Origin of the sequence: Tenacibaculum aquimarinum (genome assembly GCF_022478115.1) — a bacterium.
Classification (GTDB): domain Bacteria; phylum Bacteroidota; class Bacteroidia; order Flavobacteriales; family Flavobacteriaceae; genus Polaribacter; species Polaribacter aquimarinum_A.
On record NZ_JAKGSC010000001.1, the window covers coordinates 816,994 to 836,034 of the forward strand.

A 19,041-nucleotide genomic window follows, 5' to 3' on the forward strand; every position below is an offset into this window, starting at 1 on the left:
CCGTTCAATCAGGGCTAAACTTGTTTGCTAACTTTCTGTAATTCTCGAGAAATTTGGGTATAAAAAAAGACTGTCTTTTCAGACAGCCTAACTTTTTCTTTTAGCATTAAGAGTATTATCCCCTACAGTAACACTCTTAATTATTTTTTGTCAAAAGTACTATTACTTTAAGGTCGTCTTTTTGTAAAAACCACAATTTAAAATGTGGGTTTCCGAAAAGATGTTAATCTATAATACCTAGTTCTTTGGCTTTTAGTACTAAATCTGTATTATTATTGGCATTTAAATCAATTCTAAGAGACGATAATTTATTCTCAATTGAACGAAGTTTTAAATGCGTTCCATTGTTTTTTGTTATCAATCCTTCTAAATTATTAATTTTTGGATGTTTAGGTAATTCTTTTAAAATTTGAATAGCAACATCATCCATTTGAATTTGAATAATGTTTCTACGCATAATTTTTTGATGAATTTCATGCGTATAATAATAATCGTTAGTTAACATTTTCTGAATAGCAAAACCAATTTCTTTGGCATCGCATTTACTTTTTAATAAATACGCATTTGGGTTTAAGTTACTAATAACATTATAAACTCTATTGGTTTCTGCATGGCCAGTAATAATAGCTATTTTAATGTCAAAATTGTTATTTCTAATGGCTTTTATTAATTCTTCGCCACCGTCTAAATTGGTGTCTTCAGTAGCATTATCAAAACTTAAATCTGTAAACAATAAGTGAAAAGGATTGTTGTTTTGATGTGTTTTTATCAACTGAAATGCATCGTCGCAATTATTAGTTGTAAGCACATCAAAATCACCAATTTCTTTTAAAGAAGATAAAATTCCTTGAATTACAAGTTGATGATCGTCAGCAATTAACACTCTTATTTTACTTTCCATTTTTAGGTATTTCAATTTTTATAGTTGTTCCTTTTTCTAACTCACTTTCAATAGAAAAAACACCATTAATTTCTTCCGTACGTTCTTTTATGTTTTTTAGGCCAATTCCGTTTTTCTTGTCATCAACATTAAACCCTTTTCCGTTATCAGAAATTGTTAAAAAAACGGCCTTTTTTGTTTCACTAAAATGCAAAGTAACCTTTTTTGCAGTTGCGTGTTTTTTTGCATTTTGAATACTTTCTCTTATTGTTAAAAACAAAGTTCTTTTAATGGCATTGTTAATGTTTTTCCAATTTACACTATCTATTTTTTCTGCTTTAATTCTAAAATCGCTGTCAAAAAAATCTGATATTAAATTAATTATTTGATCTTTAAAAAACACTTCATTAAAGCTTTCACTACTTAATTGATGCGATAAGTTTCGTACTTTTTCATTAATTACATCTAATTTTTTAGTTTCGTCTAATAGATTTGTTTTTGCCAGTTTTAAATGCAACATTCTTATATCTCCAGCAACTTCATCATGTAAAGATTTTGCAATTTGCTGGCGTTCTTTTTCTCTTGCTTCTATCTTTTGTAATTTAGAATCAAATAATAACTTCTTTCTTCTATTGGAAGCTATTGTAAAACCAAAAGCTAAAAACAAAATACTCGCTCCGGCAATTAGCCAACCTATAATTTTTTGTTGTTGTTCACTTTCTAATAATAACTGTTTTTCAGTATTTTCCTGCTTTAAATCAGCATTTTCTTTATCTTTTTTATCAGTTTCGTATCTAACTTTTGCAAATTGGTTTTTTAAGTTTCTCTCTTTAGTAAGTAAACTGTCGCTTAATTTTATATATTCTTCTAAATACTTCTTAGCGGTTTTCTCATTAGTAAGCTCCGATAAAATTTTCAAGCACCCTAAAACTTGTTCATTATTTCTTGTTTTTTTACCTAATTCTAAACCTGTTTTTGCATGTTTTTTTGCCAATTCATATTGTTTGTTTTTTAAATAGGCTTCTGCTAAAAGACCATTTGAAACACTTTGTGCATATAAATTTTTAGTTTTTATTCTGCTTTTTAAAACGGTTTTATAACCTTCTATTGCTTTTTTTGTGTATCCTTGCCTAAATGATATAGAAGATAAATTCCCTAAAAGATTTTGGTATTGAGTAGGATGTTTTGTTTCTATACTATCAAAGTTTAAACCCTCTTTAAATAAAGATGCTGCTTTTTTAAACTTTCTTTCATCTTTAAAAGTTATTCCAATATTACTTAATAAGTTAAGGTAGTTTCTTTCTCTTCTACTTTTTACATTATTGAACTTAACAATTTCCTGTGCTTTTGTGTAGTAATTTCTTGCCTCTTTGGGTTTTTTTAAATGACCTAAAGCGTTTCCTAGGGTTTGGTATAAAGAAATTAAAGTTCTATATTCTTTAGTAGGTTCTATGTATTTTAAACCTTCAATCGTAGTAATTTGACAACCTAAATAGTCTAATTCTTTTACTTGAAGAATAGCCATAGATAGTAGCCTTCGTCCAATTTCAATAGAATCTTTTAGTGCAATAGAAACATTTTTTGATTTATGATGATAATAAAAAGTACTATCTAAATTATTCTTTATCTTATGATTTAAAGCTTCTAAATGATATGCTTTTGCTAGAGAAAAAGAATCTTTTTTAAGTTGAAAGTGTTTTAGTAATTTGTTTGTAGAAAATGTTAAGCCTAGTGTGTCTTTGGCAAAATAACTATGTTTTGCATACTCAAGGTTTGTTTGCTTTATAAGAGAGTCTATTTTTAATTCTTCAGAGAGTAGCACCGCTCTTTTTAAATATGAAAACTTGTTTGCTCCTTTTGCGTTCTTTAAATAGAAAGTAATAGAGTCTTGTTGTTTTTGAGAAAAAACAATAAATGCAGAAAAAAATAAAAATAGGAAGAGGGTTTTTTTCATAGAGTAAAAAAAGTATAAACTTTTTAGGGCCTTTAAGTTTATAAAAATAGGGATTCTATTTTTTTTAAAAAAGGTTTCTACATCATTTTTTGAAACAAATCCCATAAAACAACTCCTGTTGTTACAGAAATATTTAAGGAATGTTTAGTCCCTAATTGCGGAATTTCAATACAACCATCAGCAGCAGAAACCACTTCTTGTTGTACGCCTTTTACTTCATTTCCCATTACAATTGCATACTTCTGATTTTCTTCAGGAAAAAATGTATTCAATTTCGTGCTGTTTTCAGCTTGTTCAATAGCCAAAACTTTAATATTTGAATCTTTTAATTTTTGAATAAGCGTAAGCGTATCTTCCACATATTCCCAGTCTACAGATTCAGTTGCGCCCAAGGCAGTTCTATGAATGTCTTTGTTTGGAGGCGTTGCGGTAATTCCGCAGAGATAAATTTTTTCAATTAGAAAAGCATCTGAAGTTCTAAAAACAGAACCTACATTATTTAAACTTCTGATATTGTCTAAGACAACAATTATAGGTGTTTTTTCAACAACCTTAAATTCATCAACTGTAATTCTCCCTAATTCGTTATTTTTTAACTTTCTCATATCTTGTGAATAAGTTCACTGTAAACTGCTACTGATTACTGCTTACTAATTTTTATCTTCGCAAAACTAACTGAAAATTTCCGAAAACTTGGCAAAAGCGAAACCAAAAAAGGTAACTCCTTTAATGAAACAATACAATGCAATCAAGAATAAATATCCTGATGCAATGTTGCTATTTCGTGTTGGAGATTTTTATGAAACCTTTGGAGAAGACGCCAAAAAAGCGGCGCAAGTTTTAGGAATTACATTAACTAAACGTGGTGCAGGTAGCGATAGCGAAACGGCTTTAGCGGGTTTTCCTCATCATTCTTTAAATACGTATTTACCAAAGTTGGTAAAGTCGGGTTTACGTGTTGCAATTTGCGATCAGTTAGAAGATCCAAAAATGACCAAAACTATTGTAAAACGTGGTGTTACAGAGTTGGTAACTCCTGGAGTTTCGTTAAATGACGAGGTTTTACAAAGTAAAACAAACAACTTTTTAGCGTCGGTTCATTTTGGTAAAAAGTTACTTGGAGTTTCATTTTTAGATGTTTCTACAGGTGAGTTTTTAACAGCACAAGGAAACGAAGAATATATAGATAAGTTGTTGCAAAATTTTAATCCAAGTGAAGTTTTGGTACAAAAACAAAACAAGCAACGCTTTTTAGAACTTTTTACAGATAGGTTTCACACATTTTATTTAGAAGATTGGGTTTTTCAATCGGAATATGCGAATGAAACATTACAAAATCATTTTGAAGTAAAAAACTTGAAAGGTTTTGGTGTTGAAGAGTTGAATTATGGAATTGTAGCTTCGGGCGCAATTTTATTTTATTTATCAGAAACACAACATAAAAAGCTATCTCACATACAAACTATTAGTAGAATTGCTGAAGATAATTACGTGTGGATGGATCGTTTTACGGTCAGAAACTTAGAATTGTACAATCCCAATTCGGTAAACGCAGTTACACTATTAAATGTAATTGATAAAACCATTTCGCCAATGGGCGGACGTTTATTAAAACGTTGGTTGGCGCTTCCGTTAAAAGATATTGAAGCTATAAAAAATCGTCATGAAATGGTGAAGTTTTTTATAGATTCAGACGAGTTTTTTGAGACTGTAACCTATCAGTTAAACCAAATTTCAGACATAGAACGTTTAATTTCTAAAGTAGCAACAGGTAAAGTATCACCAAGAGAAGTAGTTAATTTAAAAAACTCACTCAAAGCAATTTTACCGATTAAAAATTCCGCAGAAAACAGTAAGAATGTAGCTGTTCAACAAATTGGAAAAGCATTACATGAATGTGATGATTTAATTACCAAAATTACAGAGACTTTAGTAGAAGATTCACCTGTAAACATCAATAAAGGAAACGCAATTGCCAACGGAGTTTTACAAGAATTAGACGATTTACGAGCAATTTCTAACTCAGGAAAAGAATATTTAGATAATATGTTAAAGCGTGAAACGGAACGAACTGGAATTACCAGTTTAAAAATTTCGTTTAACAACGTTTTTGGCTATTATATTGAAGTTAGAAACTCGCATAAAGACAAAGTTCCAGAAGAATGGATCAGGAAGCAAACACTTGTAAATGCTGAGCGTTATATTACTGAAGAATTAAAAGAATACGAAACAAAAATATTAGGAGCAGAAGAGAAAATTCAAGTTTTAGAGCAAGAAATTTTTGCCAAACTGATTCAATATATCGTTGGTTTTGTAAAACCTGTGCAGCAAAATGCACAAAATATAGCGCAAATAGATTGCTTGTTGTCATTCGCAAAATTAGCGATGGACAATAATTATGTGCGCCCAATGATGGATGAAAGTACCGATATTGAAATTAAAAATGGTCGTCATCCAGTAATTGAAAAGCAATTACCAATTAGTGAAGATTATATTGCAAATGATGTTGTTTTAAATAGAAATCAGCAGCAAATAATTATGATTACGGGACCAAATATGTCTGGTAAATCTGCAATTTTACGTCAAACTGCATTAATTGTTTTGTTGGCGCAAATGGGAAGTTATGTTCCGGCTCAAAATGCAAGAATTGGAATTGTAGATAAGATTTTTACCCGTGTTGGCGCAAGTGATAATATTTCTATGGGCGAATCTACTTTTATGGTAGAAATGAACGAAACTGCTTCTATTCTAAACAACATATCTGAACGTAGTTTGGTGTTGTTAGATGAAATTGGGAGAGGAACTTCAACCTATGATGGAATTTCAATTGCTTGGGCAATATCTGAATATTTACACGAACATCCTTCAAAAGCAAAAACGTTGTTTGCTACTCATTATCATGAGTTAAACGAAATGACAACCACTTTTGAGCGCATTAAAAACTTTAATGTTTCGGTAAAAGAACTAAAAGATTCTATTATTTTTCTTAGAAAATTAGTTGCTGGCGGAAGTAACCATAGTTTTGGAATTCATGTTGCAAAATTAGCAGGAATGCCAAGTATGGTAATTCATAGAGCAAATAAAATATTAAAGCAATTAGAAGAAAATCATTCACATTCCGAAGTAAAAGAAACCTTAAAAGAGGTTCAGAATGAAGAAATGCAGATGAGCTTTTTTCAGTTAGATGATCCTTTGTTAGAAGATATTAGAGAAGAAATTTTAGCAACTAATATAGATACGTTAACGCCAATTGAAGCCTTAATGAAGTTGAACGAAATTAAGAGAATGTTGATTAAAAAGTAGAAACAATAGGAAAAGAACTAAACTTTATTTCTTTTCCTATTGTTGGATATTAATTATTTTTTATAATCTTTAACTGAAAATATTAATAGGATTAAAATAAATAATAAAACTATAATTAATCCAAACTTATGATATAAATTCATATCACTAAAACCGTTTTTGATTAGTGAATAAATTGAACCAATTAATAAAAATAAATATAATAAAAATCTATATTTTGTAAGTTTTAAACTTTTCATAATTATTTTTTTAATACCAGCCCATACAATCTCCAAATTCATAAGCAGCCCAAGCTGCACCAATAGGTCCTAAAGCTCTTTTTGCTAATTTTCTTACCAATTTAGAAACTGCTGCTTTACTAATCCTTCCTTTTACCATATCTACAACAGCATCAATACCAACAGACCTTATTAAACAATCAAATGTATCTTGCGCATACATAGATGAGGCAAAAAATGAATCAATATTCATAGAAACTTCATTATTTTTAGTTTCTGCTTTTAAAATTGCAAGTGCAATTATAACCAATTTAGGGTCATTAACAGTTCCCATTTCTGCTGTTAGTTCATCATTTGTGAAACCATAATTTTGTAACAGTTCTACACTGCTATTTACTAATGGGTTTAGTTTATTTATAAGTATTTCAATACTTTCATTATTCATTTCAGAATTCGAAGACTTGTTAGATAAACTCATTTTTTCAAGACTTATCTTTAAGTCTGGTAAAACTTCTTTAGACATATTTTCAAACCTCTCTAAAGCTAATTCTTTTTCAGATGTAGAAAAGATATTATCATCTGTTTGACAAGATTGATTTAGAAACATCATTCCAAAGAATAATAATTTAATTGTAAAGATTGCAAACATTCCTTTTGCAAATTTATTTAAACCTTTTTTCATTTTAATTTGTTTTGAGAGTTTGTTTATTTTTTATGAAACTCTCAGTTAATATATTGTATTTTGTTTATTCTACAAGGTGTATTAACTTTGTAATACTTACCTCTACTTATTTATTGTTTATATTCTTATAAGCTATGGGTTTAAATTATACATCGATTTTAGACAAGTTTTTGTTATTTAAATTTTAAGTAGAGGTTTTTTTAGTAATTTACAGCTGCAAACATATAAAGAGATAAAGTAGTATACAATGGTCTTTTTACGCTACGTAATTGCGGTTTTACCGCAATTGATCTTCGGTAAAACTGTAGTTAAATTGATAATATATTATTTATTAAGCAGTTATAAAAAATAAGTATTTGTAATAAAAATTCTTATTTTTTTTGAAGTTATTTAAAACTTCTTTGTTTCAACAACAATCTTTATCTTTGCAGTAATGAACACAACTTTTTTATTTATTGGAGGTCCAGAAATATTTGTAATTCTATTAATAGTAGTTATGTTTTTTGGTGCAGATAAAATCCCTGAGATCGCTCGTGGTTTGGGTAAAGGAATTCGTCAAGTTAAAGACGCAACCAACGATATTAAAAGGGAAATTAATGACAGCGCAAAAAAGCAAGGTCTTGACACCGATTTTGTAAAAGACATTAATAAAGAAGTGAACAAAGTAAAAGACAATATTGACGATTTTACTGGACCAATAAAACGTAACCTTTAATTATTTCACTCTACTAATTGTTAAGCCATCTCTAATTGGCAACAATACAGTTTCCACTCTTTCATCAGTATTTAAAAGCGCATTGTATTCCAAAAGTACTTTTGTGTCTACATCTTTAGGGTTTAATTCTTCAACAACTTTTCCGCTCCACAAAACGTTATCTGATAAAATTACGCCTCCAGGATTCATTTTATCAATAATTAAGTTGAAGTAATTAACGTAGTTAGATTTGTCTGCATCAATAAAAACTAAATCAAATTTCTCTTCAATCTTAGGAATAATTTCAATCGCATTTCCTGAATATTGCTTTATCTGATTGTTATAATCCGATTTTTGAAAATATGTATGTTGTAACGTTTCTAATTCTTCGTTTTTGTCAATAGTATGTAACGTTCCGTTTTTAGCTAAACCTTCTGCTAAACACAAGGCAGAATAGCCAGTATATGTTCCTATTTCTAAAATTGTTTTTGGTTGAATTAATTTAGAAATCATTGATAAAACTCGTCCTTGAAAAGCACCGCTTAACATACGCGGATTCAATACTTTTTGCCAAGTCTCTTTACTTAACTCTTGTAAAAGTTGAGGTTCTTGTTGCGAGTGTGCAACAACATAATTGTCAATATTTTCAGGTAAAAAGTGCATCAATAATAAATTTAAAACAAATGTATAAAAAACGGAGTTCACTTACAGCAAACTCCGTTTCAATCTAACAAAAAATCAAAAATTCGGTTTAACACCGAAAATCTTCTATGCTTTCATTTTTTCTAACTCCCTTTTAAATGCTTCTTTATCCGCATTAGAAAGGCATTTATTATCTTCTTTACAATCTGAGGCTTTCATTTTTAAAACCTTTGTCATTGTACGATTTTGTTTTACATATTTACTGCAAATTTTACAGACGAATATGTGCCAGTTTAATTTCAATTTTTCTGAAAATGAAGCTTCTCCATATTGACTTTTGTCGCAAATTGTAGTTGCTTCGTCGCAGCTTATTATAAAGTTCTTAAACATAATATTAATTATTAAACCAATTCTCTTCCATGCATTTTCTTAACTGAGTTCTGGCTCTATGGATTATTACCCAAAGGTTTGACGCAGTAATATCTAGCTCCTTACAAATTTCTTCAGTTTCAAATTCTTGTATAGTTTTCATTCTAAAGACCATTGCGTATTTTTCAGGCAAAGCATCTATACACTTATCTATTTGAGTTTTTAATTCTTGAGTTTCAATAATCTTTTCAGACTCATTTTCCCAAGATTGTGGTACACGTTCTTCTATCCAATTACCTTCATTTTCTCCACTATCATAAAAATTCATTCTAACTTCGGCTTGTCCTTTTTTAGAATTTATTTTTCTATAATGATCAATTATTTTTCTCTTTAAAATTGAGATAAGCCAAGTTCTTTCCGTTGATTTTCCTTGAAAATTCTTAGCCGATTTTAATCCAGCAAAAAACGTTTCTTGAACCAAATCTTTAGCAATATCACTATCATTAACTCTAACAACAGTATAGTTAAATAGGTAATCGGCATATTTATCTATCCAAGTATCTGGCGATAAAGTAGGTTTGTTGTTAGTAGAATTCATTGATGCCAAATATACGCTATTTTTTAACTTTTAAAGCATCGCAATTTTCACGTCTTCTCATATCAACAAGGTAAATTATTTCCCATTTACCGTTATTATTAAATAGCTGAAAAGAATTTGCTCCACAATGGCTAAATTTATCATTAAGATAAAATTCATAAGGCGTCCAAACAGAAGCTAAATTTCCATCAATTTTTATATCCCAAGATAATAGTTTTTCAAAATATTTGTTTTCTGGCTTTTTATTTGCAATTCCTGTAAGTATTTTTTCTCTACTATCAGTTACTATGTCTTTTTCACCTTTTCTGTTAAATGTGGTTTGAATTTTTATAGATGAATGCATTGTAGCGCTAACAATTGTGCTATCACCTTTATGTAAACCATCAAAAAAAGTTTCTATTGTTTGTTTTATGGCTTTTTCTTCGGAAGAATTTTGAGCTGTAAGAATTGAACTTAAGCCTAAAGTAACAAGTAAAATAATTATTTTATTCATCTTAAAAAGTTTGGTTGAAAGGTGAAATTATACAAAAGTTGATACAATAAAATGAAATAAAAGAAGATTAACACAAGATTAACTTGGTAAAAATCTATTGAAATTGTCTATTTTTACCCAATTCTAAAATTAAAATTGATGTCAGTAGCAAAAAAAGAATATAAAAGAGTTACCGTAAAATCGTTAGTAGAAATGAAAGCTAACGGAGAAAAAATATCTATGCTTACAGCGTATGATTATACAATGGCAAAAATTGTAGACAACGCAGGTATAGATGTAATATTAGTTGGTGATTCTGCATCAAATGTTATGGCTGGTCACGAAACTACGCTACCAATAACTTTAGATCAAATGATTTACCACGCAAGTTCTGTTGTAAGAGGTATAGATCGTTGTTTGGTTGTGGTAGATTTACCTTTTGGTAGTTACCAATCCGACCCAAAAGAAGCATTGCGTTCTGCCATTAGAATAATGAAAGAAAGTGGAGGACACTCAATAAAATTAGAAGGAGGAAAAGAAATAAAAGAATCTATAAAGCGTATTTTAAATGCGGGAATTCCTGTTATGGGACATTTAGGTTTAACACCACAATCTATCTATAAATTTGGAACTTACACTGTAAGAGCAAAAGAAGAAGAAGAAGCGGAGCAATTAATGGAAGATGCATTATTACTAGAAAGATTAGGTTGTTTTGCATTGGTTTTAGAAAAAGTTCCTGCAAAATTAGCTCAAAAAGTAGCAGAAGCTTTAACAATACCAGTAATTGGAATTGGAGCTGGTGGAGGTGTTGATGGGCAAGTTTTAGTTACGCATGATATGTTAGGAATGACACATGAATTTAATCCGCGTTTTTTACGTAGATATTTAGACTTATATACTGAAATGACAGGAGCTTTTGAGCAATATATTACCGACGTAAAATCTAGAGATTTTCCAAGTAATAAAGAGCAGTATTAAAAGTTAATGTATCAATTATTTAATTTAAAAATGTAGCAATGCGCATTTTACATCTCGATACAAATCATTCACTTTTACTAAGTCAATTAAACGGTTTGGGTTATAAAAATGAAGAAGATTTTACTTCTTCAAAAAGTGAAGTTGAAGCAAAAATTCATCAATACGATGGAATAATTATTAGAAGTCGTTTTTCTATTGACAAAACCTTTCTAGATAAAGCAACAAATCTAAAATTTATTGGAAGAGTTGGCGCAGGTTTAGAAAATATTGACTGCGATTATGCCGAACAAAAAGGAGTGTATTTAATTGCAGCTCCAGAAGGTAATAGAAATGCTGTTGGAGAACATTCTTTAGGAATGCTTTTATCACTTTTTAATAAACTAAACAAAGCAGATAACGAAGTTAGAAGCGGTAAATGGTTGCGCGAAGAAAACCGCGGAATTGAACTTGACGGTAAAACGGTTGGTTTAATTGGTTACGGAAATATGGGGAAATCCTTTGCCAAAAAACTACGTGGTTTTGATGTTGAAGTACTTTGTTACGATTTAAAACCAAATATTGGAGACGAAAATTGCAAACAAGTTTCCTTAGAAGAATTACAAAAAAAAGCAGATATTTTAAGTTTACATACACCACAAACATCATTAACTATTAATATGGTTAACGAAGCTTTCATTAACAAATTCAAGAAAAATTTCTGGTTGATTAATACAGCAAGAGGAAAATCGGTTGTTACAGCAGATTTGGTTTCAGCTTTAAAATCTGGTAAAATTTTAGGAGCAGGTTTAGACGTTTTAGAATATGAGAAAAAATCATTTGAAAACTTATTTACCGAATCAGAAATACCAGCAGCTTTTCAATATTTAATTAATTCAGAAAATGTAATTTTATCTCCACATGTTGCAGGTTGGACAGTTGAAAGTAAAGAAAAACTGGCCCAAACCATTGTAGATAAAATTAAAGTAAAATTTTGTTAACTTGTAGGCATTAAAACATCTACAATGCAATACAAAGCCACTTCACCAGAAGACTATATTAGTCAAGTTCCAGAAGAACGTAAAGAAACGCTACATAAATTACGTAAAACCATAAAAGATAATTTACCAAAAGGTTTTGAGGAAGGCATGCAATATAGCTTTCCTAGCTATTTTGTGCCGCATTCAATGTATCCAAATGGCTATCATTGCAAACCAGAAGAACCGCTTCCTTTTATGAGTTTTGCTTCTCAAAAAAACTCAATAAATTTATATCATATGGGTATTTATGCAAAACCAGCATTGTTAGATTGGTTTGTAGCTGAATATCCAAAACATTGTAAACGCAAGTTAGATATGGGGAAAAGCTGTATTCGATTTAAGAAGATGGAGGAAATTCCGTTTGATTTAATTGCAGAATTATGTACAAAAATGACGGTTGAAGAATGGATAGCTATTTACGAAACTAATACAAAGAAGTAAGATGAAAAAAGGTAAAGTAACAGGAATTGGTGGTGTTTTCTTTAAAACCGAAGACCCAAAAGCAACAAAAGATTGGTATAAAAATCATTTAGGTTTTAATACAGACGATTGGGGTTGTTCATTTTGGTGGAAAGATGAAAACGGAAAAAAAGCAATGACACAATGGAGTCCTTTTGCAAAAGATACAAAACATTTTGAGCCTTCAAAAAAAGACTTTATGTTTAACTATCGTGTAGAAAACTTAGTTGAATTATTGGAGGAGTTAAAAGCCCAAGGCGTTACTGTAATTGATAAAATTGATGAATATGACTACGGAAAATTTGGTTGGATTGTAGATTTAGATGGAAATAAAATTGAACTTTGGGAACCAAAAGATGAAGCTTTTTAGTATTGAAAAATTTAGTATTTTTGAAGCTATCTAATTAAAAATCAATATTAAATGTCTGAAGAAAAGAATAATTTAGAAGAAAACCTTAATGAAGGAGTAGAAAACGCAAAAGATATGGCAAGCGATGCCGCAGAAAATGTAAAAGAAATAGTATCTGAAGCTTCTGATAAGGCTAAAGAAATTGCAGGCAATGTAGCTGAAGAAGCAAAAGAGGCTTTAAATACAGCAAAAGAAAAATTAAGCGAAGTAGTTTCTGAAGAAACTATCGATAATGTAAAAGCTAAAGCAGGTGAGTTTGCAGATGATGCAAAAGAAGCACTTTCTGGAGCTGCAGACAAAGCCACTGAATTAGCAGGAGATGCAAAAGAAAAAATTGCGGAAGTTTTATCTAGTGAAAGTGTTGAAAACATTAAAGATAAAGCTACAGAATTAGCAGGAGATGCAAAAGAAGCTTTAGGAGATTTAGGAGAAAAAGCGAGTGAGTTTGCAGAAGATGCAGAAGAGGTAGCAGAAGAAGTAGTTAAAAAAACTAAAAACTTTTTTCAACGTTTATTTGGTAAATAAACATTCTTATAAAATAAAAAAAAGCGACCAATTGGTCGCTTTTTTTTATTTACTATATTCATTTTTCAGCAAAGAAATATCATCAATAATTTTTTGCATATTTTCTTTCTCGGTTCCGTCATACATTCCACGAATACGACGCTCTTTGTCTATTAAAACAAAGTTTTCTGTGTGTATAAAATCGTTTTCATCTCCATTTCCTTCATCTAAAACAGCAAAATAACTTTTACGAGCTAACGCATAAATATGTTTTTTACTTCCAGTAGTAACGTGCCATTTTTTATCAATTACTCCTTTTTTATCAGCATAATCTCTTAATACAGAAACACTATCAATTGTTGGTGTTACCGAGTGTGATAAGAACATAATATCAGTATCATTTTTATAGTGTTCTTGTAATTCACTCATGTTGTAAGCCATTGCAATACATATGGTTTGGCATCGTGTAAAAAAGAAATCTGCTACATAAATTTTGCCATCAAAATCTTTGTTGGTAATAGTTTCTCCATTTTGATTTATCAATGAGAAGTCTGCAACTTTATGATTCTTCTTTTTGTTTCTAATTGAAGCATCAACTAGTTTCGGATTTATATCAGCAGGACTGTAAACAGGTAGTTTTTCATCAACTTTTACTAAATGATAAAAAATTGGAATTGTAATTGCTGAAAAGACCAACAAAAAGAATAAAGTGTATTTAGATTTCTTGAAAAATTTTGCTTCCATAAAGCAAAAATACGGCTAAAAACACATCTTTAAAACAGATTTTCTAAATTCTTTGTTAAAAGAGTTTTGTCAGTAAAAACAATACTTTTACAACTGTTTCTAAAAGCGTACATTTGCGGGATTATAAATTTTAGATTGATTACGTAGATGGAAATTTTAATAAAAGCATCACAGTTTATTTTAAGCCTTTCTTTATTGATTGTGTTGCACGAATTGGGGCATTTTATCCCCGCAAAATTGTTTAAAACAAGAGTAGAAAAATTCTACTTATTTTTTGATTATAAGTTCTCACTTTTTAAAAAGAAAGTAGGAGAAACTGTGTATGGTATTGGTTGGATTCCGTTAGGTGGTTATGTTAAAATCTCTGGAATGATTGACGAAAGTATGGATACCGAACAAATGGCTTTACCGCCACAACCTTGGGAATTTAGGTCTAAACCAGCTTGGCAGCGTTTAATAATTATGTTAGGTGGTGTTATTGTAAATTTTGTGCTTGGAATACTAATTTACATCTGCCTAATGTGGGCTTATGGAGAGCGTTTTTTACCAAATGAAAATGTAAAAGATGGTGTTTGGGTAGAAAATCAATTAGCTACAGATTTAGGTTTGCAAACTGGAGATAAAATATTAACTGTTGATGGAGAAAAGGTTCTAAAATTTAATCAATTACCTATAGAGTTTATCAATGGAAATAACTATACGATTGAAAGAGATGGTGAAGTTCTTGAAAAAGAAATTCCAATTGATTTTATTTCAAAATTAGTAGATAGAGGTAAAAACGCAGGAAACTTTATAAATACTCGTTATCCATTTTTAATTAGTGGAGTGCAACAAGATTCTTTAAATGCATCTTCAGGTTTAAAAGCAAAAGATATGGTTGTTGCTATAAATGGAGCTCCTATTAAGTATTACGATCAAGCTAAAGTAGAATTTCATAAGTTAAAAGGACAAGATATTTCTCTTACCGTAAAAAGGGGTGAAGAAACTAAAGAGGTTCCTGTAAAAGTTTCTGATTTCGGAAATATAGGTGTTGTTTTTGGTGGAGCATCTTATAACGATTTAGAAAAACTTGGATATTACGATCTAGAAAGAATAGATTATTCATTTACAGAAGCTATTCCTGCAGGTTTAAATAAATCTTGGGATACTTTAACGAGTTATGTAAAACAACTTAAAAAGATATTTAATCCAAGTACTGGAGCTTATAAAGGTTTAGGTGGTTTTATTTCAATCGGAAGTATTTTTCCTTCAGAATTTAGCTGGGAAACGTTTTGGAACATTACAGCATTCTTGTCAATAATGTTAGGGTTTATGAATTTATTACCAATTCCTGCCTTAGATGGAGGTCACGTATTGTTTACCCTTTGGGAAATGATTACAGGTAAAAAACCAAGTGATAAATTTTTAGAACATGCACAAGTAGTTGGTTTTATTCTATTACTAGCATTATTAATATTTGCGAATGGTAACGATATATTTAGATTGTTTAAATAACGTTAGTATTTAAAACATAAAAAAAAGAGCAACCAATTTGGTTGCTCTTTTTTTTATGATGTTATTTTTTGTCGTTAATCTCTAGACATAAATATTTGTAACACATACCAAAATAGTAGCATTAAAGAAGCAAATAAGCCTAAAGCAGCAGGAATATAATCTTCTGTTCCAAATTTGTGAACTAAGTTAGAAGTTTGATATAAAATAGAACCTCCGGCTAATAAACACATTCCTACAGAAAACCATAAACCTAAGTTAAATCCAAATAAGGTTCCTGCAATAATTAAACCTATCGCAATAAAAAATCCTATTGTTAAAGCAGATCTTAAAAAAGAGAAATCTTTTTTAGTTAGCAAAACTACAGCAGATAAACCAGCAAATAAAGTAAGTGTAACTATACCAGCTTGTTGAATTAAATCGAAATTTCCTGTAAACGAAATTGCTATATAAATTAATGGAATAAAAATAAAAGCTTCCGCAAAAATGTAACCTGCATAGGCTAAATATTGTAAGTTTTTATCTGTAGTTCTTAAGGCAGTACTTTCTGCATAATTGGTAATTAGCATAAACCCGCCTAATAATAATAGCCATTTATAGCCTTCTGTCATAGAAAGCATAAAATTTACTATTGTAGCGCTTTGTAATAATAAGTATTCAAAAAGAATAAATAATAGAACGCCACCAGCAACATGTGCATACGTTTTCTTGTAAAATACAACTCTTTGTACATCTGTTCCTTCAGCTAAAAGTACGTTGTTGTTTAATGTGTTTTCCATAGTTTTATTTGTTTTTAAGCAATTTTATTTTCTTTATTAGTTCTAACAATAGCTTGTTCGTTTTTCCAATCAATCCATTTTTGACCTTTAATTCTACGCATTAAATTATCATAATTACGCATTATAAAAATATTGTACATCGCTTTTCCAAATCTACTAGGATTTCTTGCTAAAGCACGTAAACTCATTGAGAAACCAGGTGTTATATAACGCATGTAATGCCAATAACCTTCTGGCATATACAATACATTTCCGTGTTCAAGATGTGTAATATGTCCTTTTGCTTTTTTTAATGCTGGCCATTTTTCAAAATCTGGATTCGAAAAATCAATGTCTTCTCTTACAATTAAAGAATGTGGAATTTTATATAAATACCTATTCTGTTTTTGATCAAAGAGAATTACCTCTTTTTTCCCTTCAAAATGAAAGTGAAAAATATTAGCTAAATCAATATCGTAGTGCATAAACGTGTACGAATCTGTTCCGCCAAAAAACAACATTGGCAACCCTTTTAGTAAACGCAGGCCAAAGTCAGGAAACGTAAAGTCTTTCTGTAAAATAGGGACTTCTTTTAAGACATTCCATAGAAAAATTCTGAATTTAGTAGGTTCACGTTTCAATAAATCTACATATTCACCCATTTTCATGGTTGCATGTGGTTCGTTAAAACCATCTTTAAAATCTACCGGTCTATCGTCGTATAAAGGCACCGTTTTATCACCTGCAACCTCTTTCATATATTCTAAAGACCATTTAGAATGTGCAGGCCAATCATTAACAAAATTCTCTATAACCACAGGTTTTTGTGGTTTAAAGTAGTTTTTGATAAAGTCTTCTTTGGTAATCGTTTTTACGCGATCAATTGTGGTAAGATCTAATCCCATTTTTCAATTTTAAAGTACAAAGTTAAGAAAATGGAACGACATTATTTTTAAAACCAAAACCATTAGAATTCTAATGGTTTTGGTTTTAAAATTATAAGTGGTTTATTTTTTATCTAGAAACCATAACGCAAGCCAAATAAAATGTTGCTTGGTGGCATTGGTACAAAACCAGATTCTATATATTCTGCATCAAAAATATTGTTTGCAGTAACTGTAAAACTGAATTTATTAACATCTACAATTACAGAAGCATCCCAAACGTTGTAGCTTGCTCCAACAGTTCTTTCAGCATGTTTGTAAATAATATTTTGTCTTACGTTTTTAAATAATTTACTTGTAAAACGAGTTATAAATTGGTGTTTTAAAGTATTTAAAGAATAACGAGATAAATCTTTATCTTGATCTAAAATATCATCATCTAAAAAATTATAACCAAAAGATAAAGTCTGGTTATAGTCTTTTATTTTAAAATTATAATCTGCATTTAACTCAAAACCTTTTGTATTTACTTTTGCAATGTTAGTTGCTACATATTTTGTTGCTGTTGCATCTGGTTTTACAAAATCAATTAAATTAGTTGCATTCCTATTAAAGATTGCTACAGAAGTTGTAAAATTACCTGAGTTATATTTTAACCCTATTTCTTGTGCAAAAGCTTCTTCTGGTTTTAAATTAGGATTTCCGCTTGTACTACTATCATTGTAATATAAATCTGTATAAGTAGGTATTCTATAAGTAATTCCTAAATTTCCATAAGCTTTTAATTTATCAGAAAATTGATACCCAATATCTAATCCTGGAAAGGCATGAAATTTAAAATCAGAGAAATAAGTAACTGCAATTCCTGGAGTTATGTCTAGTTTCTCATTTGCTAATTTAAAACGATGTTCTAAAAACAAATTTGCCATTGTTCTATCTCTTTTTCCTAAATTATTACTGCTAATAAAAACTCTAGAAATATCGATACCAAAACCTGTAATTCCTAAGTTAGAAGTATATGAAGCATTTGTTTCTACACCAACTTTATTTGTAATGTGTAAGTTTCTATAAAAACTAGGGTCATCTCTTTTTAATAAAAAAAGATCTTGACCTCTTTTCCAATATACTCTTGGTGTAATTTTTAAATCTCCTTTTTTGAATGTAGATGAAACTCCTACTAAACTACTCTGTGTTTCTTCATATTCATTAAAACCCCAAGAAGGTGGTGTGTAAAAATTTTGTGCTCCAAACTTCTTATCAAAAAAACTAGCTAGTACTTCTATAGGTTGTTTTTTCTTATTAAAAACACCTTTTATAAAGTAATTGTAGTTAGTATAATCAGAATTATCTCTGTAACCATCTGAACTTAATGCACCAACATGTGCAATTATTGTTGAATTTTTAAATTCTTTACCAACAGTTACTGAACCGTTTAATTGTCCAAAAGAACCTGCTTCAATATTTGCTGAAACTGTATCTGATAATTTCTTTTTAGTAACAATGTTTATAGCTCCAGTAAATGCATTTTGTCCAAAAACTCTTGCTGCTGGTCCTTTAATAATTTCTATTCTTTCAATTACTTCAATTGGTAAAGCAGCATTTAAAGTATGATGACCTGTTTGTGCGTCATCCATTTTTATACCATCAATTAACAATAATGTTTGGTCAAAACCACCACCTCTAATATATAAATCTGCTTGACTTCCAGCAGTTCCTCTTCTTCTAATATCTACACCTGCAACTTGTTGTAATAAGTCAGCAACATTTGTTGCAGCACTATTCTTAATGTCTTTTGATGAAATAACATCGATAGTTCTAGAGTTTTCTTTAAAAGGTAAATCTATTCTAGACGAAGTAATAATAACTTCTTTTAAAGTATCTTTTTTTATTGTATTGTCTTGTGCTTTCAACTGAAAAATAGTTGAAAATATGATAAGTATTAACGTGATTTTAATTTTCATAAATAGTGATTTTATTATGTTGCAA

General features: G+C 29.8%; 19 protein-coding genes. 8 read left to right on the forward strand and 11 right to left on the reverse strand.

Features of this window, described 5'->3' with window-relative positions; all coding sequences use genetic code 11:
- Positions 1-223 precede the first annotated feature (223 nt).
- The 3 genes from L1S33_RS03830 to L1S33_RS03840 all read right to left on the reverse strand — a co-directional run bounded on the left by L1S33_RS03830 (position 224) and on the right by L1S33_RS03840 (position 3,439).
- Positions 224-901 carry a response regulator transcription factor gene (locus L1S33_RS03830; protein WP_240561293.1) on the reverse strand — a complete coding sequence of 226 codons (678 nt, stop codon included), beginning with the start codon at positions 899-901 and terminating at the stop codon, positions 224-226.
- On the reverse strand, positions 891-2,834 hold the full coding sequence (locus tag L1S33_RS03835) for a tetratricopeptide repeat-containing sensor histidine kinase (protein WP_240561294.1): 1,944 nt from the start codon (positions 2,832-2,834) through the stop codon (positions 891-893). Before L1S33_RS03835 ends, L1S33_RS03830 begins: the two co-directional genes overlap by 11 nt.
- A gap of 77 nt (positions 2,835-2,911) precedes the next feature.
- A complete protein-coding gene (locus L1S33_RS03840) occupies positions 2,912-3,439 on the reverse strand; it encodes an RNA methyltransferase (protein ID WP_240550876.1) in 528 nt (175 codons plus the stop codon).
- A gap of 88 nt (positions 3,440-3,527) precedes the next feature.
- Between L1S33_RS03840 and mutS the strand changes: the two genes are divergently transcribed.
- A complete protein-coding gene (gene mutS, locus L1S33_RS03845; protein ID WP_240561295.1) occupies positions 3,528-6,137 on the forward strand; it encodes a DNA mismatch repair protein MutS in 2,610 nt (869 codons plus the stop codon).
- 249 nt (positions 6,138-6,386) lie between these two features.
- On the opposite strand, the gene L1S33_RS03850 is transcribed toward mutS, so the two are convergent.
- Positions 6,387-7,037, reverse strand: coding sequence for a hypothetical protein (locus tag L1S33_RS03850; RefSeq protein ID WP_240561296.1), 651 nt, complete (start codon positions 7,035-7,037; stop codon positions 6,387-6,389).
- A gap of 433 nt (positions 7,038-7,470) precedes the next feature.
- Here L1S33_RS03850 and L1S33_RS03855 point away from each other — a divergent pair, with 433 nt between their 5' ends.
- Positions 7,471-7,752, forward strand: coding sequence for a Sec-independent protein translocase subunit TatA/TatB (locus tag L1S33_RS03855; protein WP_240561297.1), 282 nt, complete (start codon positions 7,471-7,473; stop codon positions 7,750-7,752).
- On the opposite strand, the gene L1S33_RS03860 is transcribed toward L1S33_RS03855, so the two are convergent.
- The 3 genes from L1S33_RS03860 to L1S33_RS03870 all read right to left on the reverse strand — a co-directional run bounded on the left by L1S33_RS03860 (position 7,753) and on the right by L1S33_RS03870 (position 9,833).
- The gene (locus L1S33_RS03860) at positions 7,753-8,394 is read right to left on the reverse strand and encodes an O-methyltransferase (protein ID WP_240561298.1); all 642 of its coding nucleotides are present in this window, start codon (positions 8,392-8,394) and stop codon (positions 7,753-7,755) included.
- A gap of 373 nt (positions 8,395-8,767) precedes the next feature.
- Entirely contained in the window at positions 8,768-9,340 is a 573-nt protein-coding gene (locus L1S33_RS03865) for a sigma-70 family RNA polymerase sigma factor (RefSeq protein ID WP_240550874.1), read from the reverse strand.
- 16 nt (positions 9,341-9,356) lie between these two features.
- Positions 9,357-9,833, reverse strand: a complete 477-nt coding sequence (locus tag L1S33_RS03870; protein ID WP_240561299.1) for a nuclear transport factor 2 family protein — start codon at positions 9,831-9,833, stop codon at positions 9,357-9,359.
- 138 nt (positions 9,834-9,971) lie between these two features.
- Between L1S33_RS03870 and panB the strand changes: the two genes are divergently transcribed.
- The 5 genes from panB to L1S33_RS03895 are packed head-to-tail and all read left to right on the forward strand — an operon-like array spanning position 9,972 to position 13,199.
- Entirely contained in the window at positions 9,972-10,790 is an 819-nt protein-coding gene (gene panB / locus L1S33_RS03875) for a 3-methyl-2-oxobutanoate hydroxymethyltransferase (protein ID WP_240550873.1), read from the forward strand.
- A gap of 38 nt (positions 10,791-10,828) precedes the next feature.
- Positions 10,829-11,767 carry a 2-hydroxyacid dehydrogenase gene (locus tag L1S33_RS03880; RefSeq protein ID WP_240561300.1) on the forward strand — a complete coding sequence of 313 codons (939 nt, stop codon included), beginning with the start codon at positions 10,829-10,831 and terminating at the stop codon, positions 11,765-11,767.
- 24 nt (positions 11,768-11,791) lie between these two features.
- Entirely contained in the window at positions 11,792-12,247 is a 456-nt protein-coding gene (locus L1S33_RS03885; RefSeq protein ID WP_240561301.1) for a DUF1801 domain-containing protein, read from the forward strand.
- A gap of 1 nt (position 12,248) precedes the next feature.
- Entirely contained in the window at positions 12,249-12,635 is a 387-nt protein-coding gene (locus tag L1S33_RS03890) for a VOC family protein (protein ID WP_240550870.1), read from the forward strand.
- Between the two features lie 51 nt (positions 12,636-12,686).
- Entirely contained in the window at positions 12,687-13,199 is a 513-nt protein-coding gene (locus L1S33_RS03895; RefSeq protein ID WP_240550869.1) for a hypothetical protein, read from the forward strand.
- A gap of 45 nt (positions 13,200-13,244) precedes the next feature.
- Here L1S33_RS03895 and L1S33_RS03900 read toward each other — a convergent pair whose 3' ends face one another.
- A complete protein-coding gene (locus L1S33_RS03900) occupies positions 13,245-13,922 on the reverse strand; it encodes an SCO family protein (RefSeq protein ID WP_240561302.1) in 678 nt (225 codons plus the stop codon).
- A gap of 147 nt (positions 13,923-14,069) precedes the next feature.
- On the opposite strand from L1S33_RS03900, the gene rseP reads away from it, so the two are divergent.
- Positions 14,070-15,416 (forward strand): RIP metalloprotease RseP, encoded by a 1,347-nt coding sequence (gene rseP, locus L1S33_RS03905; protein WP_240561303.1) that lies wholly within the window; start codon positions 14,070-14,072, stop codon positions 15,414-15,416.
- A 74-nt stretch (positions 15,417-15,490) separates the two neighbouring features.
- Here the strand turns inward: rseP and L1S33_RS03910 are convergent, their stop codons facing one another.
- The 3 genes from L1S33_RS03910 to L1S33_RS03920 form a co-directional block, all read right to left on the reverse strand.
- A complete protein-coding gene (locus tag L1S33_RS03910; protein ID WP_240561304.1) occupies positions 15,491-16,192 on the reverse strand; it encodes a Bax inhibitor-1/YccA family protein in 702 nt (233 codons plus the stop codon).
- 14 nt (positions 16,193-16,206) lie between these two features.
- A complete protein-coding gene (locus tag L1S33_RS03915; RefSeq protein WP_240561305.1) occupies positions 16,207-17,076 on the reverse strand; it encodes a cupin-like domain-containing protein in 870 nt (289 codons plus the stop codon).
- Between the two features lie 113 nt (positions 17,077-17,189).
- A complete protein-coding gene (locus L1S33_RS03920) occupies positions 17,190-19,016 on the reverse strand; it encodes a TonB-dependent receptor plug domain-containing protein (protein ID WP_240561306.1) in 1,827 nt (608 codons plus the stop codon).
- Positions 19,017-19,041 lie beyond the last annotated feature (25 nt).